Genomic DNA, 15,302 nt, shown 5'->3' with positions numbered 1-15,302 from the left:
CAGCGCCTGCTGCTCGGCCAGCGATTGCTGCAGGCGCACCCAGTAGTCGTCCAGGCCGCTGGCACCCAGTGCCGCGCTGCGCTGACGCAGGGCACGCTCGACCATCGACGCGCCTACCGATTCGACATCCAAACCTATGCGCTCACGCAGAAAATGAAAGAAATGCCGTTCGTTCATGTGCAGGTCCCGCCCTGTGGGTCAGGGTACAGCACTCGGTGCACGGCCTCGGGCAACACCTGGTCGACCTCGATGCGCTGCACCAGACCCAGGGCATCCTGGCGGACCGGCCCCAGGTAAGGTGCGGGGTCATTGTTTACGCCATAGGGTTTGAATTCATCAGCACGGCAGCGCAGGGTTCCGGTGGCATGCTCCAGAATCAGGCCCAGTTGCAGTGCGCTGCGATAGCGCACCAGCACCAGGCGGGTACTGGTACGCTGCAACGCCGGCCGCCCCACGCACAGGGCAGCCAAATCCACCACCGGCACCAACTGCCCCCGGTAGGCAAGAATGCCCGCCACCCAGTGCGGCGCTTGCAGCACTGGCTTGAGGGGCTGACGGGGCAGCACCTTGATCACGTCCTGCACAGACAGGGCAAAACGCTGGTCACCCAGGTGAAACTGCAGGTACAGCGCACCGTTGTCGTGGCCTGCCGGCACGGCGCGCGGTTGCATGTCGATCATCGCCTTCAGACTTTGAAGCGCGACACGCCGCCGCGCAGGCCGGCGGCGACCTGGCTCAGCTCGTCGATGGCGAAACTGGCCTGGCGCAGCGACTCCACGGTCTGGGTACTGGCGTCGCTCAGTTGCGCCAGCGCCTGGTTGATCTGCTCGGCACCGGTGGCCTGGGCCTGCATGCCTTCGTTGACCATCAGTACACGCGGCGCCAGTGCCTGGACCTGATGAATGATCTGGCTCAGTTGCTCACCGACCTGCTGAACCTCGAACATGCCGCGGCGCACCTCTTCGGAAAACTTGTCCATGCCCATGACCCCGGCCGACACGGCCGACTGGATCTCGCGCACCATCTGCTCGATGTCATAGGTCGCCACCGCCGTCTGGTCAGCCAGGCGGCGCACTTCGGTGGCCACCACGGCGAAACCGCGGCCGTATTCCCCGGCCTTCTCGGCTTCGATGGCCGCGTTGAGCGACAGCAGGTTGGTCTGGTCGGCCACCTTGACGATGGTGACGACCATCTGGGTGATGTTGCTGGCCTTCTCGTTGAGGATGCCCAGCTTGGCGTTGACCAGGTCGGCCGCACCCATGACCTGGTGCATGGTTTCTTCCATGCGCGCCAGCCCTTGCTGGCCGGAGCCGGCCAGGCTCGACGCCTGATCGGCGGCCGAGGTGACTTCGGTCATGGTGCGCACCAGGTCGCGGGAAGTGGCGGCGATTTCACGCGAGGTGGCACCGATTTCGGTCGTGGTGGCGGCCGTCTCGGTGGCGGTGGCCTGCTGCTGCTTGGAGGTGGCCGCGATTTCCGTCACCGAGGTGGTGACCTGCACCGACGAGCGCTGCGCCTGCGCCACCAGATTGGCCAACGCCTCGGCCATTTCATTGAAGCCACCCTGAACCGCGCCGAACTCGTCCTGGCGATCCAGGTTCAGGCGCATGCTCAGGTCACCCGAGCGAAGCCTGTCCAGCGCAGTCACGATGAGGCTCATGGGCGAGGTGATGGCGCGCAGCAGCAGCAAGCCACAAATACCGGCGGCCACGATGGCCAGCAACAGTGACACAACCATGCTGCCCTTGGCCGTGTTCACCGCGCTGACGATTTCTCGGGTGGCCGCGTCGGCGGATAGGCGATTCTGTTCGATCACCTCGTTCAGGTGCTTGCGCCCTTCGACCCAGGTGGGGGTCAGCACTTGGGCGATCAAACGCTGGGCTTCGGCATAATTGCGTTCGCGATACGCACTGAGCACCTGGTTGACGTTCTGCATGTAGGCTTGTTCGAGCTTCACGAAGGCGTCGAAGCGGGCCTGGTCCTCGCCATCGCGAATGGTGGTCTGGTAACTGGCCATGTGTTGCTTGAGCCGGTCTTCGAAACTCTTGAAGAGTTCCATGTCGGCCGAGCTGATCTCGCGCCGGTCAGAAAGCCCGACCAACTGTTGGCTGGTGACATAACTGTCCACCCATGCGCTGCGGATCATCGAGCTGTAGTAGACCCCTGGAATGCTGTCGGCCCCAACTTCCTGCTCGGCAGATTCGATGGTCACTAAGCGCGAATAGGCCGCCACGATCATCAGCAGCATGATGGCGATGATCACGGCGAAACTTGCCAGGATCCGTTGGCGCAACGTCCAGTTCTTCACATTCAGCCCTCAGGGATTCACTACGAGCAGGAAAAATCGCCGAAGTATAGCCCAGGCGTCCTACAGAATTGCGTGTCATGTTCTGACAGAACGCCCAGACAACGCAGTGACCCTCCCGATCAGGCCAAAACTGCACGCGCGGCTCAGACCTGCCGCGCCTGCTTTTCCAGCTCCTCGCGCAACCCTTGGGCCAACCCCAGCTGGCGCGCCAGTTCGTCCAGATAAGCACGTTCCATGTAGTTTTCCTGATCGACCATCATCACGCTGGCCAGGTACATCTCGGCAGCGATTTCCGGCGTCTGGGCCGCCCGGGCCACCTCGGCCGGGTCCAGCGGCTTGTCGAGCTCCGCATGCAGCCACTGCTGCACTTCACGGTCACCGTCCAGGCGGGTGAACTCCCCCTCGATCAGCGCGCGTTCGCGCTCATCCACATGACCATCGGCCTTGGCCGCAGCGACCAGTGCACGCAGCACCGCCTGGCTGTGCTGCTCCACCTGGGCCGCAGGTACGCGGTCTACCGTCTGGGGCTCTGGGGTGGGGGTCTGTTGGTTGGCCTGCTGGGCCTGCCAGTTGCCATAGGCCTTGTAGGCAAGCACGCCAAGCGCGGCGAGCCCCCCGTAGGTAAGCGCCTTGCCACCAAACTTGCGGGCTTTCTTGCTGCCGAGCAACACGCCCAGCGCACCGCCGCCAAGCAGGCCACCACCTGCGCCTGACAGCAACCCGCCGAGCCCGCCGGCGCCTGCACCCGTCTTGGCCCCGCCTGCCTGCTTTTCTAGCAGTTGCTGGCCGGATTTGAGCAATTGATCAAGCAAACCCCGGGTATTCATCATGCGCATCTCCACATCATGGAAGTCAGCAGCCAGATTAAGACTTGCCCCACAACACGGCACAGAGGATTTGCTTCCAGATGTTGCATCGCCGGAGGCGGCTTGCCGGTGCCTGCACACCCGCCGCCGGCATCCACGTCCTTTCAGTCGCGCAGGTCCGATTCGTGAATTGGGCTCGACCGGCTGGTGGCCCGCTGGTATTGCGCCGGCCAGGTGGCCTGGTGCCCGCCCAGGTCGTCGTCTGCATGCAACGGCCAGTACGGGTCGCGCAGCAGCTCCCGGGCCAGGAAAATCAAGTCGGCCTGGCCTGTGCGCAGGATGTGCTCGGCCTGGGCAGGCTCGGTGATCATGCCCACGGTGCCCGTGGCCATCTCCGACTCCTTGCGCACGCGCTCGGCAAAGCGGGTCTGGTAGCCAGGGCCGGTCGGAATCTCGGCATTGCTGGACGTGCCACCTGAAGACACATCGATCAGATCCACGCCAAGCACACGCAGGCGCCGGGCCAGCTCGACGGTTTCGTCCGGGTTCCAGCCGTCTTCCACCCAGTCGGTGGCCGACACCCGCACGAACAATGGCAACTCGGCCGGCCAGACTGCGCGAACCGCTTCGACCACCTGCAAGGTCAGGCGGATGCGGTTCTCGAAGCAGCTGCCGTATTCATCCTGACGCTGATTGCTCAACGGCGACAGGAACTGGTGCAACAGGTAACCGTGGGCAGCGTGCACCTCGACCACTTTGAAGCCCGCGTCCAGCGCGCGCCTGGCCGAGGCGACAAAGGCCTGCACCACGTCCTGGATCTGCGCATGGGTCAGCTCACTGGGCACGGTGTGCTCAGGATCGAACGCGATCTTCGACGGCCCGACCGGCTGCCAGCCGCCCTCCTCCAATGTGACGCTGCCATGCTTGCCCAGCCAAGGGCGGTAGGTGCTGGCCTTGCGCCCGGCATGGGCGAGCTGGATACCCGGGATGGACCCTTGAGCGGTGATGAAACGGGTGATGCGCTGCAAGGGGGCGATCTGCGCGTCCTCCCACAGGCCGAGGTCTTCAGCGGTGATGCGCCCGTCGGCCGTGACCGCCACGGCCTCGGTGACGACCAGGCCCGCACCGCCGACAGCGCGACTGCCCAGGTGCACCAGGTGCCAGTCGTTGGCCAGGCCATCGACCGAGGAATACTGGCACATCGGTGATACGGCGATACGGTTCGGCAGGGTCAGCTGACGCAGGGTGTAAGGCTCGAGCAGCATGCTCATGAGGGCACCTCCCAATGGCTGCAAAGTGATCCGGCCGGGCACTCGTTCACACATTCCTGGCCCGGTACCGGTCTGTGTTCAGACTAGACCAGATTGGGTAGGGGGAAGGTTCCATGGGATTTGGCAGTGATGCCCTGGGCGCTGTGTGAAAAGCCTCGATACGCGGTGAGGCTGGGTTAAATACAGCCAGGCCTCTTCTCGAAACGTTTCACACAGATCCTGGCTCAGCGCGGCTCCATGTGGGCGATCATCAGTTGCACGCTTTCATTGCCGCGGAACTCGTTCACATCCAGCTTGTAGGCCAGCTCCACCCAGCGCACGGTCGGGTTGGGCCAAACCTCGCGGTCGATACCGAAGGCGATGCCGTCCAGGCGCACCGTGCCGCACTCGCTTTTGAGCACGACTTTCAGATGGCGCTCACCCACCACGCGCTGCTCGACCAGCTGGAACACACCGTGGAACAGCGGCTCCGGAAAATGTTGCCCCCAAGGCCCGGCTTGGCGCAGCGCCTTGGCCAGGTCCAGGTGGAATTCCTCCACCGCCAGACTGCCATCAGACAGCAGTCGCCCGGTGAGGTCGTCCTCGCACAGTTGGCGGCGGACCTCCTGGTCGAAGGCCTCGGCGAACGCGGGATAGTTGGCTTCGGGCAGGGACAGCCCCGCCGCCATGGCATGGCCACCGAACTTGCTGATCAGCTGCGGATGGCGCGCGGCCACCGCATCGAGCGCGTCGCGGATGTGAAACCCCGGCACGGAGCGCGCAGAGCCCTTGAGCATGCCGTCACCGGCATCGGCGAAAGCGATGGTTGGGCGGTGATACCGTTCCTTGAGGCGAGAAGCCAGGATGCCAATGACGCCCTGGTGCCACTCTGCATCGAACAGGCACAGGCCATAGGGCATCGATTCGACCGGCAAGTCCCGCAACTGGGCCAGTGCTTCACGCTGCATGCCCTGTTCGATGGACTTGCGGTCCTGGTTCAGGCCATCCAGTTGCTGAGCCATGTCCAACGCCAGGGCATAATCCTCGCAGAGCAGGCACTCGATACCCAGGCTCATGTCGTCCAGGCGCCCGGCGGCGTTCAGCCGCGGGCCCAGAATGAAACCCAAGTCGGTGGAGGTGATGCGCCGGTGGTCGCGCTTGGCTACCTCCAGAATTGCCTTGAGGCCAGGCCGGGCGCGCCCGGCACGAATGCGCTCCAGGCCCTGATGCACCAGGATGCGATTGTTCGCGTCCAGCGGCACCACGTCAGCCACGCTGCCCAAGGCAACCAGGTCCAGCAGTTCGCCAATGTTCGGCTGCGGCCGGGTGTCGTAGCGGCCCAGGCTGCGCAAGCGCGCGCGCAGGGCCATGAGCACGTAAAAAATCACCCCGACGCCTGCCAGCGACTTGCTCGGAAACGGGCAGCCTGGCTGGTTGGGGTTGATGATGGCATCGGCGTCCGGCAGCGCCTCGCCAGGCAAGTGGTGGTCGGTCACCAGGACCTTGAGGCCAGCCGCCTTCGCCGCCGCGACGCCGTCGACGCTGGAAATCCCGTTGTCGACCGTGACCAGCAGCTGCGGTTGGCGCTGCAATGCCACTTCGACGATTTCCGGCGTGAGGCCGTACCCGTATTCGAAGCGGTTGGGTACCAGGTAGTCCACGTGGGCCGCACCGAGCAGGCGCAAACCCAGCACGCCGACGGTACTGGCCGTGGCGCCATCGGCATCGAAGTCACCGACGATCAGAATGCGCTGGCCTTGGTCGATGGCCTGCACCAGCAGGTCGACGCCCGCGTCCATGCCCTTGAGCTGCTGGTAGGGCAGCAGGCGCGCCAGGCTCTTGTCCAGCTCGGCCTCGCTTAGCACGCCACGGGCGGCGTACAGGCGCGTCAGCAAGGGTGGCAGGTTGCCAAGAAACGGCAGGGTCGGGGGCAGCGGGCGAGATTCGATACGCATGGGATGGTTCAGCCACGCTCCCCCAGCAGCCACTGCAATTGCACTTCGTGCTGGCCACGGTCATCGGTCACGAACACCGTGCCTTCGCTGATCATCACATCCCATTTGATGCTGCGGGGCATGTCGGTGGCCAGGGTCTCGAGCACCTCCTGAGGCACGGCCGCGATGCTGAGGTTCTTGAGGTTCTTCACCGCGCTCACCACCTTGCCTTCCCACACACGCAGACTACCGTAGGCCAGCAGGCTGGTGCGTTCGGTACGGCGCGAGCACCAGGTCAGGCGATCGGCATCTGGCTGGCCTACTTCGATCCAGTGCAACACGCGGTCGTCCAGGCTCTTTTCCCAGAGCGCCGGCTCATCGACGTCCGACAGCCCCCGGCCGAATGTCAGGTTTTCGTTGTACCACAGCGCATAGGCCAACAGACGAACCGCCATACGCTCCTCGGTTTCCGACGGGTGCCGCGCGATGGTCTGCTTGACGTTCTCGTAGACATTGCGGTCGAGGTCGGTCAGGTTGAGTTCGAATTTGTAGGTGGTGGACGGCTGGGCCATGGTCGGGGTGCTTCTTGCCTGAAGAAAAGTCGCACAGTCTAACCGATCCAGTCCACGGTTGCGCCGCGGCAGTATCTGCCGCATCGCAGCTGTGATAAAAACACCGCTCTTCATAGCTGCCACGGATGCCCCATGTCGACGTCAAGCAAACCCCTCGCCGGCCTTAAAGTGGTCGAGCTCGGCACCTTGATCGCCGGGCCATTCGCATCGCGCATCTGCGCCGAATTCGGCGCCGAGGTGGTCAAGGTGGAATCGCCCGACGGCGGCGACCCGTTGCGCAAGTGGCGCAAGCTTTACGAGGGCACCTCGCTGTGGTGGTTCGTGCAGGCGCGCAACAAGCGCTCGCTCACCCTCAATCTCAAGCACCCCGACGGGCGCGACGTCCTGCGCAAACTGCTGGCCGAGGCGGACATCCTGATCGAAAACTTCCGTCCGGGCGTGCTCGAGAAGCTCGGTTTTGGCTGGGACGTGCTCCATGCGCTCAACCCACGGCTGGTCATGGTGCGCCTGTCAGGCTTCGGCCAGACCGGGCCCATGAAGGAGCAACCAGGCTTTGGCGCGGTGGGCGAGTCCATGGGTGGCTTGCGTTACATCACTGGGTTCGAGGATCGCCCGCCCGTGCGCACCGGTATTTCCATCGGCGACTCCATTGCGGCGTTGTGGGCGGTGATCGGCGTACTGATGGCCCTGCGTCATCGCGAGGTCAACGGGGGTTTGGGCCAGGTGGTCGACGTGGCGCTGTACGAGGCCATCTTCGCCATGATGGAGAGCATGGTGCCGGAGTTCGACGTCTTCGGTTTCATCCGCGAGCGCACGGGCAACATCATGCCGGGCATCACGCCCTCCTCCATCCATACCAGCGCAGACGGCAAGCATGTACAGATCGGCGCCAATGGCGATGCCATCTTCAGGCGCCTGATGTTGACCATCGGCCGTAGCGACCTGGCCGAGGACCCGAGCCTGGCCAGCAATGACGGGCGAGACCTGCGCCGCGATGAGCTGTACGGGGTCATCGATCGCTGGGCCAACGGATTGCCACTGGAGCAGCTTATGCAGGCCCTGACCGCAGCCGAGGTGCCGGCCAGCCGCATTTACTCGGCCGAAGACATGTTCAGCGACCCTCAGTACCTGGCGCGCGAGATGCTTCTGGAGGCGCGCCTGCCCGATGGCAAGGCAGTGCGCATGCCGGGCATCGTCCCAAAGCTATCCGACACCCCAGGCTCTGCCGATTGGGTCGGGCCAGCACTGGGCGAACACACCGACGAGCTGCTAAGCCAGCTGGGCTATGATGCGGCCGCCGTCGCCGCCCTGCGTCAGGCGGGCGCTGTCTGAGCCTGTCGCTGTTCCATTGCCTGCGCCCCGTTAGGTTGGCATGGACGGGTGCCCTACTGGCTGCACTGCTGAGCGTGCCATCAAGCGCTCAGGAGCGGTTGCTGTGGCTGGTGCGCGATCTGCCACCGTTCAGCGTATCCGAGGGCCCGGAAGAAGGTCGTGGGGTGATCGACCAGCTGTTACCGCAGCTGATCCAGCAGATGCCCGAATATGCCCACAGCACCGTGCGGGTCAATCGTGCGCGTGGCTTGCAGATGCTGCAGGACAGCAGCAGCCTGACCTGTGATCCGATGCTGCTGTGGACTGCCGAGCGCGCTCGCTATGTGCGCTTTTCCATCCCGTTGCTGGGCGTGCAAACCAGCGGCCTGGTCGTGCGCAAGGAAAACCACGCCCTGGTGGCGCCCCACCTCGACGGTGAGGCGGTCGATCTTCAAGGCCTGCTGAGCGACCCATCGCTACGCCTTGGGGTAGTGGCAGAGCGCAGTTACGGGGCTGTGATCGACGATACGCTGAGCCACTTGCCAGATGCCTCCGTCAGCCGGCACTACGGCACGCAGGCCACCGCCAACCTGCTGCAGATGCAACGCTTGGGCCGACTGCGCCTGGTGCTCGGCTACTGGCCGGAAGTTCGCTATCTGATCCAGCAACAGGGCGGATCGCCTGCTGACTACCAATTTCACCCGGTTCAGGGTGTGAAGCCCTACCAATTCCTGCATGTAGGCTGCTCGGCCAGCCCGCAAGGGCAAGCCGCCATGGCCCACATCGATCAGGTCTTGACCCAGCTGCGCCAGACGGTGCTACCGAACCTGTATGCGCATTGGCTCGACCTCGCTCAGCGGGCGGACTACCTTGAACACAGTCGCGCTTTCTTCAGCGAGCACACGGCGGCACACGCCGAACGCCCTGAACAGGACGAGCGCCACGCCGCTGGGCCGATCAACCTTCAAGATCCCCAACCCAGATAAAAAGAAACCCCGGACGCTGGGGAAGAACGTCCGGGGTCAAGCGAAAGCCCTTGGGCTTCCAGCGACAGCAGTGGCCATGCGGGAGCAAAGCAGTGGCCGGCTGTACTGATCAATCTGATGACTCGCTCAGGCAAAGGTTCCCTGAGGTTGCTGACGCTGCTGCAATGCAGCAATCACGCAAGGTTGCAGCCGCCCTTCGGCGATCTGCAGATCACGATGCAGACCATCGACCATGTCCACCAGCAGACGTTGCTCCTGCAATTGACGCTCGCTGACCGTGCGCTGTAATACCACCCTGGCCAGGTGGTCGTGGACGGTCAATTGCCGGTTACCGTGGCTATCGGCCAGGCCCAAGTGCGCCTGGTAAGGGGTGAGGGCTTGGTTGAGCAGTCTGCAGATTCGTTCCATCCGGATTACTCGCTTGATTGATGAGTTGTAAGGAGCAGACCTGCAAGCGAAGCGGAAAGTTCTAACCCTTCATGCTGTTGAATGCGCCGTCGGTGCGTTGATGGGTTGCGACCTTTCACGTTCGGACGGGCTTGGCAGTATTTGCAACACCCTTTGCAGGGCCGGGGAAGACAATGGCCATGGCAACTCCGCAATGACTTGCAAGCCAAAACCGCGGGCCTGATCAGCCAGGTTGCGTCGCCGGGCACCTGCCTGACCGACGAACAGCACCGGGCAGGCCATCGGTAGCCGCTTGAGTATCGCAATGCCTGTGCGGGTGGGCATGGCATGGTCGAAAATCAATAAATCCGGGGAGAATGCGCCCGAAAGGCACGCGTCGAGCTCGGCCTTGTCCTGACAGACCCGCACCCGAAACACGCCCTGGGCATTGAGGGCCTGGTGCAGAAGGATCTGGTGGGACGGGCGCACCTGATGAATCAGTACATGGGGCTGTTGCATGAGCCGCTCCTGCTGGGAGGACCGGCTAATCTAGGCGCGATGACGATCGGCCAGAATAGGATTTTTCTGAATTAATGCATCGAAACCACTGAGGCTCCGGATCGGCCCGACCCGGAGCCTGCAAGGTCAGAGCGGCTTGCCGCGATTGCCGTGCTGGCTGACGAAGCCTTGTACTGCCTTGAGGTCATTGGGCAATACGGTGCATCGCTCTTCACGGCTGAACAGGTCGCTCATGTGCACGGGCAATTCAAGCGCCTTGCCAACGCCTGCCTGCTCGACCGCTTCAGGGAACTTGACCGGGTGTGCGGTACCCAGCACAACCATGGGCGTATCCAGGCTACGGCGGCACTCGCGACCGGCCTTGACGCCGATGGCCGTGTGCGGGTCCAGCACCTCGCCGGTCGTCTCAAACACCTCGGCGATGGTCTGGCAGGTCTGTTCATCGGTGACGGCCAGCGAATCGAAGAGCTTGCGCGCCTCGGTCCAGCGGTCCTGTTCGACGCTGAAGCCGCCGCCTTGGCGGAAGTTGGCCATCAACTCGGCAATCGACGCGCCGTTGCGACCGTGCAGATCGAACAGCAGGCGCTCGAAGTTGGACGAAACCATGATGTCCATCGACGGCGACAAGGTGGCGTGCAACTGCTCCTTGACGTACTGGTTGCCGCTCATGAAGCGGTGCAGGATGTCGTTGCGGTTGGTGGCCACCACCAGCTGGCTGATCGGCAGGCCCATGTTGCGTGCCAGGTAGCCTGCGAAGATATCGCCGAAGTTGCCGGTGGGCACCGAGAAGGCCACCGAACGGGCCGGGCCGCCAAGCTGCAGGGCTGCGTGGAAGTAGTAGACGATCTGGGCCATGATCCGTGCCCAGTTGATCGAATTGACAGCTACCAGGCGGGTGCCCTTGAGGAACGACTGGTCGGCGAAGCTCGCCTTGACCATTTCCTGGCAGTCATCGAAGTTGCCTTCGATGGCGATGTTGTGGATGTTCTCGCCGAAGAGTGTCGTCATCTGCCGACGCTGCACTTCCGAAACCCGCTGGTGCGGGTGCAGGATGAAGATGTCGACATTGTCGCACCGACGGCAACCTTCGATGGCCGCAGAGCCGGTGTCGCCGCTGGTGGCACCGATGATCACCACACGCTCGTTACGCTTGACCAGCACGTGGTCGAGCAAGCGACCGAGCAGTTGCAAGGCGAAATCCTTGAATGCCAGGGTCGGCCCGTGGAACAGCTCAAGCACCCACTCGTTGCTGTTGAGCTGGCGCAGCGGGGCAACGGCAGCATGGGCGAATTCGCCGTAGGTTTCTTCGAGAATTTTCTTGAAGTCGGCATCGGCGATGCTGCCCTCGACGAACGGGCGCATGACGCGGAAGGCCAGCTCGTGGTACGGCAGGCCCGCCCAGGATGCGATTTCTTCCTGGGTGAAACGTGGCAGGTTTTCCGGGACGTACAGGCCACCGTCGGTAGCCAGGCCGGCGAGCAATACGTCTTCGAAGTTCAGGGCCGGTGCCTGGCCGCGGGTACTGATATAGCGCATGGGACAAACCTTTGGTTTGAGCGGCAAGCCTGGTTTACCCGCAGCAGAAAAGGGCCGGAGGCCTCGTTCCTGGGCGGCACGCCTTGGCTTGCCGTGACTATAGGGTGTTCTAAAGCCCCTACGCTGCGTACGGCTGCAGCGTAGGGGGTGTCGCTGGGGCTCTGTGCGAGAAGCCCCGGTACTCGGTCACGCATGTCCGAAAACAGCATTGCCGGACGTTCGTCACAAGGCTGTTCAGGCCAACCCTAGTTGAGCTGCTCGACGCGAATGCGCACGACCTGGCCTACTACATCCTGCAGGGCCTCGAGGGCAACGATAGCGTCGTTGATGCCCTGCTCCACCACCCGGTGGGTCAACAGGATCATCGGCACCAGGCCGTCTTGCTCTTCGGCTTCCTTTTGCATGATCGATTCGATGTTGATGCCACGCTCGGACAGAATGCTCGCCACCTGGGCCAGCACCCCTGGATGATCCTTGGCCTGAATACGCAGGTAATAGGCGCTCTCGCAGGCTTCGATCGGCAGGATCGGGTGCGCCGACAGCGAATCGGGCTGGAACGCCAGGTGGGGTACGCGGTTTTCCGGGTCAGAGGTCATGGCACGGACCACGTCCACCAGGTCACCCACCACCGAGGAGGCGGTTGGTTCCATTCCTGCGCCTGCACCGTAGTACAACGTCGAGCCGGCGGCGTCGCCGTTGACCATCACGGCATTCATCACCCCATTGACGTTGGCAATCAGGCGGTCGGCCGGAATCAGCGTCGGGTGCACGCGCAACTCGATACCTTCGGCGGTACGGCGTGCCATGCCCAGGTGCTTGATGCGGTAGCCCAGGGCTTCGGCGTAGTTCACGTCCGCCGTGGTCAGCTGGGTGATGCCTTCGGTGTAGGCCTTGTCGAACTGCAGCGGAATGCCGAACGCGATCGATGCCAGGATGGTCAGCTTGTGCGCCGCGTCGATGCCTTCGACGTCGAACGTCGGGTCAGCTTCGGCATAGCCAAGCGCCTGGGCTTCGGCCAGCACATCCGGGAAGGCACGGCCTTTTTCGCGCATTTCGGTGAGGATGAAATTGCCGGTACCGTTGATGATCCCCGCCAGCCAGTTGATACGGTTGGCCGACAGGCCCTCCCGAATGGCCTTGATTACCGGGATGCCGCCGGCCACAGCTGCTTCGAAGGCGACGATCACGCCCTTTTCACGGGCTCTGGCGAAGATTTCGTTGCCATGCACGGCGATCAGCGCCTTGTTGGCGGTGACCACGTGCTTGCCGTTCTCGATGGCCTTGAGCACCAGGTCGCGGGCCACGGTGTAGCCCCCAATGAGCTCGATGACGATATCGATCTCGGGGTTGCGCGCGACTTCGAACACATCAGCGGTAATGGGGGTACCGGTAATCTGGCAGTTCGGGTTCTGCGAGCGCATGGCGATCTGTGCCACTTCAATACCGCGCCCGGCACGGCGGGCAATCTCCTCGGCGTTGCGCTGAAGTACATTGAAGGTTCCGCCACCGACGGTCCCCAACCCACAGATGCCTACTTTGACCGGTTTCACTGTGAACTCCCCATTGAACGGCCGACACCTTTGCCGACCGTGAAACATGCCGTCACCCCATGACGACGGCGTATAGAACTGTATTACTTGGCAAGCGCCAGCTTGGCGACCTGCGGTGCAGGCTGGTAACCCGGAATCACCTGGCCATTTTCGAGCACGATGGCCGGTGTACCGTTGACGCCGATCGACTGCCCCAGCTGGAACTGCTTGCTGACCGGGTTGGTGCACTTGGCTGCCTTGATTTCATCACCCTCGACCATCTTGTCCATGGCTTTGCGACGGTCGCTGGAGCACCACACCGCCTGCAATTGCTGGTCGCCGGCCGAGCCCAGGCCCTGACGCGGGAAGGCGACGTAACGCACTTCGATACCGCGGCGGTTGAGTTCGGGCACTTCGGCATGCAGCTTGTGGCAGTACGGGCACGTGGTGTCGGTGAAGACGGTGATATGGGACTTGGTTTCGCCCTTGGCCGGATACACCACCATCTCACCTGCCGGAATGCCATTGATGAGCTTGGCTATGCCCAGGCGCTCGGCTTTTTCGGTCAGGTTGACGGGCTTGCCGTCCTGGATCTGGAACAGGTAGCCCTGCATCACGAACTGGCCATCGGCGCTGGCGTACAGCACACGCCCGCCTTGCAGCTTGACTTCGTACAGGCCGCTGACCGGGCTGCTGGCCACGCTCTCGACAGGCACTTCCAGGGACAGGTTCTGCAATGACTTGCGAATGGCCTGCTCGGCGCCGACTGGCGTATCGGGCGCCGCAGCCACGGCAAAGGTGCTGGCCAGCGCCAAGGCGGCGGCGGCGAAAAACGGGGTCACGCGCATGGATACTCCTGAGGGCGGACAGGGGCCGCAGAGCGTCACCTGAGTAAAACGACGAGGTGACTGGGCGGCCCTTGGTGCTAACCGCCCAAGCCTACCACATCACGCCTGGCTTGAAGCCGCCGCAGACTGCCGGTTGGGCGAACATGAAAAACATTCATCCGCGTGGATGGTGCTCGGCGTGCAGTTGCTGCAACCGTGCCTTGGCCACGTGGGTGTAGATCTGCGTGGTCGACAAATCGCTGTGGCCCAGCAACAGCTGCACCACGCGAAGGTCCGCACCGTGGTTGAGCAGGTGCGTGGCGAATGCGTGTCGCAGCGTATGCGGCGACAAGGCCTTGTCGATGCCCGCCATCTGGGCATGGTGCTTGATGCGATGCCAGAAGGTCTGCCGGGTCATCTGCTCGCCGCGCAGGCTAGGGAACAGCACATCGCTGGGACGGCCGTTGAGCAATTCGGCACGGCCGTGGCGCAGGTAGCGCTCCAGCCACACCACCGCCTCCTCGCCCATGGGCACCAGCCGCTCCTTGCTGCCTTTGCCCATCACCCTGAGTACGCCCTGGCGCAGATTGACCTGATCGAGCGTGAGGCTGACCAGCTCGGTGACGCGCAGGCCGCAGGCATACAGCACTTCGAGCATGGCGCGGTCGCGCTGGCCGATGGCCTCGCCAAGCTCCGGGGATTGCAACAAGGCTTCCACATCGGCCTCGGACAGCGACTTGGGCAGCGGCTTGCCCAGTTGTGGCATGTCTACCTGAAGCGTCGGGTCGATGGCGATGAGCTTTTCGCGCAGCAGGTAGCGGAAGAAACCGCGTAGCCCGGACAGGAAACGTGCGGTCGAGCGCGGCTTGTAGCCTTGGTCCAGACGCCAGGCCAGGTGGTCGAGAATCAGTTCGCGGCCCGCATCGGGGAGGTTGACCGAGTGTGCTTGTAGCCAGCCGTTGAACAGGGCGAGGTCGCTGCGGTAAGAGGTGCGAGTATTGTCGGACAATCCCTTTTCGAGCCACAGGGCGTCCAGGAATTGATCGATGAGCGGGTGGTCCAGGGCGGGCATGCTGGGGGCTATTTGCGGCTGTGGGGGCGGTAGTGTTTCATAGCGATTGGCGGGTTGTCTGTATTTGGGGTGGGCTGGCTTGCAGTGCTTATCGAGGTTCGCGGGTTTTTTATGGACCGGCGGCGAAGGGGCGCGGTGAGATTAAATAGTCGGTATGAACGTTTGAGCGCCTAAACGCCTTGGGGCCTTGGCGCCTTAGCTTGGGCGTATGTGGCAAGTTGGTATTCATTGGCGAGGGGGCGCACAGTCACCCTTCCGCCCTTAC

At 63.3% G+C, this 15,302-nt stretch carries 14 protein-coding genes and 1 pseudogene; 2 read left to right on the top strand and 13 right to left on the bottom strand.

Annotated features, from left to right (window positions below; translation table 11 throughout):
* From B2S33_RS20490 to B2S33_RS20460, 7 genes and pseudogenes are all read right to left on the bottom strand, one after another.
* Positions 1-177, bottom strand: a pseudogene (locus tag B2S33_RS20490) (chemotaxis protein CheR); the annotation flags it as partial.
* Positions 174-680 carry a chemotaxis protein CheW gene (locus B2S33_RS20485; protein ID WP_197874155.1) on the bottom strand — a complete coding sequence of 169 codons (507 nt, stop codon included), beginning with the start codon at positions 678-680 and terminating at the stop codon, positions 174-176. The pseudogene B2S33_RS20490 and the gene B2S33_RS20485, both read right to left, overlap by 4 nt.
* A 5-nt stretch (positions 681-685) precedes the next feature.
* Positions 686-2,308 carry a methyl-accepting chemotaxis protein gene (locus B2S33_RS20480; protein WP_028686912.1) on the bottom strand — a complete coding sequence of 541 codons (1,623 nt, stop codon included), beginning with the start codon at positions 2,306-2,308 and terminating at the stop codon, positions 686-688.
* A gap of 143 nt (positions 2,309-2,451) precedes the next feature.
* Complete coding sequence (locus B2S33_RS20475) at positions 2,452-3,135, bottom strand: tellurite resistance TerB family protein (protein WP_028686913.1); 684 nt, start codon at positions 3,133-3,135, stop codon at positions 2,452-2,454.
* A gap of 143 nt (positions 3,136-3,278) precedes the next feature.
* Entirely contained in the window at positions 3,279-4,385 is a 1,107-nt protein-coding gene (locus B2S33_RS20470; protein ID WP_028686914.1) for an NADH:flavin oxidoreductase/NADH oxidase, read from the bottom strand.
* A gap of 224 nt (positions 4,386-4,609) precedes the next feature.
* Positions 4,610-6,319: a single-stranded-DNA-specific exonuclease RecJ gene (gene recJ, locus B2S33_RS20465; protein WP_027913828.1), complete on the bottom strand. Its 1,710-nt coding sequence runs from the start codon at positions 6,317-6,319 to the stop codon at positions 4,610-4,612.
* 8 nt (positions 6,320-6,327) lie between these two features.
* Positions 6,328-6,870, bottom strand: a complete 543-nt coding sequence (locus tag B2S33_RS20460) for a YaeQ family protein (RefSeq protein ID WP_023534041.1) — start codon at positions 6,868-6,870, stop codon at positions 6,328-6,330.
* 132 nt (positions 6,871-7,002) lie between these two features.
* Between B2S33_RS20460 and B2S33_RS20455 the strand changes: the two genes are divergently transcribed.
* Positions 7,003-8,202 carry a CaiB/BaiF CoA transferase family protein gene (locus tag B2S33_RS20455; protein ID WP_288650986.1) on the top strand — a complete coding sequence of 400 codons (1,200 nt, stop codon included), beginning with the start codon at positions 7,003-7,005 and terminating at the stop codon, positions 8,200-8,202.
* Between the two features lie 2 nt (positions 8,203-8,204).
* Positions 8,205-9,167 (top strand): TIGR02285 family protein, encoded by a 963-nt coding sequence (locus B2S33_RS20450; protein ID WP_373682153.1) that lies wholly within the window; start codon positions 8,205-8,207, stop codon positions 9,165-9,167.
* Positions 9,168-9,293: 126 nt separating this feature from the next.
* Here the strand turns inward: B2S33_RS20450 and B2S33_RS20445 are convergent, their stop codons facing one another.
* The 6 genes from B2S33_RS20445 to xerD all read right to left on the bottom strand — a co-directional run bounded on the left by B2S33_RS20445 (position 9,294) and on the right by xerD (position 15,037).
* Positions 9,294-9,575, bottom strand: coding sequence for a DUF3509 domain-containing protein (locus tag B2S33_RS20445; RefSeq protein ID WP_023534040.1), 282 nt, complete (start codon positions 9,573-9,575; stop codon positions 9,294-9,296).
* A 69-nt stretch (positions 9,576-9,644) separates the two neighbouring features.
* Positions 9,645-10,073: a response regulator transcription factor gene (locus B2S33_RS20440; protein ID WP_028686916.1), complete on the bottom strand. Its 429-nt coding sequence runs from the start codon at positions 10,071-10,073 to the stop codon at positions 9,645-9,647.
* Positions 10,074-10,199: 126 nt separating this feature from the next.
* Positions 10,200-11,609 carry a threonine synthase gene (gene thrC, locus B2S33_RS20435; RefSeq protein ID WP_145280616.1) on the bottom strand — a complete coding sequence of 470 codons (1,410 nt, stop codon included), beginning with the start codon at positions 11,607-11,609 and terminating at the stop codon, positions 10,200-10,202.
* A 245-nt stretch (positions 11,610-11,854) separates the two neighbouring features.
* A complete protein-coding gene (locus tag B2S33_RS20430; protein ID WP_288650984.1) occupies positions 11,855-13,159 on the bottom strand; it encodes a homoserine dehydrogenase in 1,305 nt (434 codons plus the stop codon).
* A gap of 83 nt (positions 13,160-13,242) precedes the next feature.
* Entirely contained in the window at positions 13,243-13,986 is a 744-nt protein-coding gene (locus B2S33_RS20425; protein WP_027913823.1) for a thioredoxin fold domain-containing protein, read from the bottom strand.
* A gap of 154 nt (positions 13,987-14,140) precedes the next feature.
* Positions 14,141-15,037 carry a site-specific tyrosine recombinase XerD gene (gene xerD / locus B2S33_RS20420; protein ID WP_288650982.1) on the bottom strand — a complete coding sequence of 299 codons (897 nt, stop codon included), beginning with the start codon at positions 15,035-15,037 and terminating at the stop codon, positions 14,141-14,143.
* Positions 15,038-15,302 lie beyond the last annotated feature (265 nt).

The organism is Pseudomonas sp. UBA5568, from assembly GCF_002425525.1.
GTDB lineage: Bacteria > Pseudomonadota > Gammaproteobacteria > Pseudomonadales > Pseudomonadaceae > Aquipseudomonas > Aquipseudomonas fulva.
This window is presented reverse-complemented; position numbering and strand designations above follow the sequence as displayed.

Bases quoted from the DNA above. Each gene is read 5' to 3' on its own strand.
- B2S33_RS20475 (WP_028686913.1), bottom strand. From the start codon at position 3,135: ATGAATACCCGGGGTTTGCTTGATCAATTGCTCAAATCCGGCCAGCAA.
- B2S33_RS20440 (WP_028686916.1), bottom strand. From the start codon at position 10,073: ATGCAACAGCCCCATGTACTGATTCATCAGGTGCGCCCGTCCCACCAG.
- B2S33_RS20445 (WP_023534040.1), bottom strand. From the start codon at position 9,575: ATGGAACGAATCTGCAGACTGCTCAACCAAGCCCTCACCCCTTACCAG.
- xerD (WP_288650982.1), bottom strand. From the start codon at position 15,037: ATGCCCGCCCTGGACCACCCGCTCATCGATCAATTCCTGGACGCCCTG.
- recJ (WP_027913828.1), bottom strand. From the start codon at position 6,319: ATGCGTATCGAATCTCGCCCGCTGCCCCCGACCCTGCCGTTTCTTGGC.
- thrC (WP_145280616.1), bottom strand. From the start codon at position 11,609: ATGCGCTATATCAGTACCCGCGGCCAGGCACCGGCCCTGAACTTCGAA.
- B2S33_RS20485 (WP_197874155.1), bottom strand. From the start codon at position 680: ATGATCGACATGCAACCGCGCGCCGTGCCGGCAGGCCACGACAACGGT.
- B2S33_RS20470 (WP_028686914.1), bottom strand. From the start codon at position 4,385: ATGAGCATGCTGCTCGAGCCTTACACCCTGCGTCAGCTGACCCTGCCG.
- B2S33_RS20455 (WP_288650986.1), top strand. From the start codon at position 7,003: ATGTCGACGTCAAGCAAACCCCTCGCCGGCCTTAAAGTGGTCGAGCTC.
- B2S33_RS20425 (WP_027913823.1), bottom strand. From the start codon at position 13,986: ATGCGCGTGACCCCGTTTTTCGCCGCCGCCGCCTTGGCGCTGGCCAGC.
- B2S33_RS20460 (WP_023534041.1), bottom strand. From the start codon at position 6,870: ATGGCCCAGCCGTCCACCACCTACAAATTCGAACTCAACCTGACCGAC.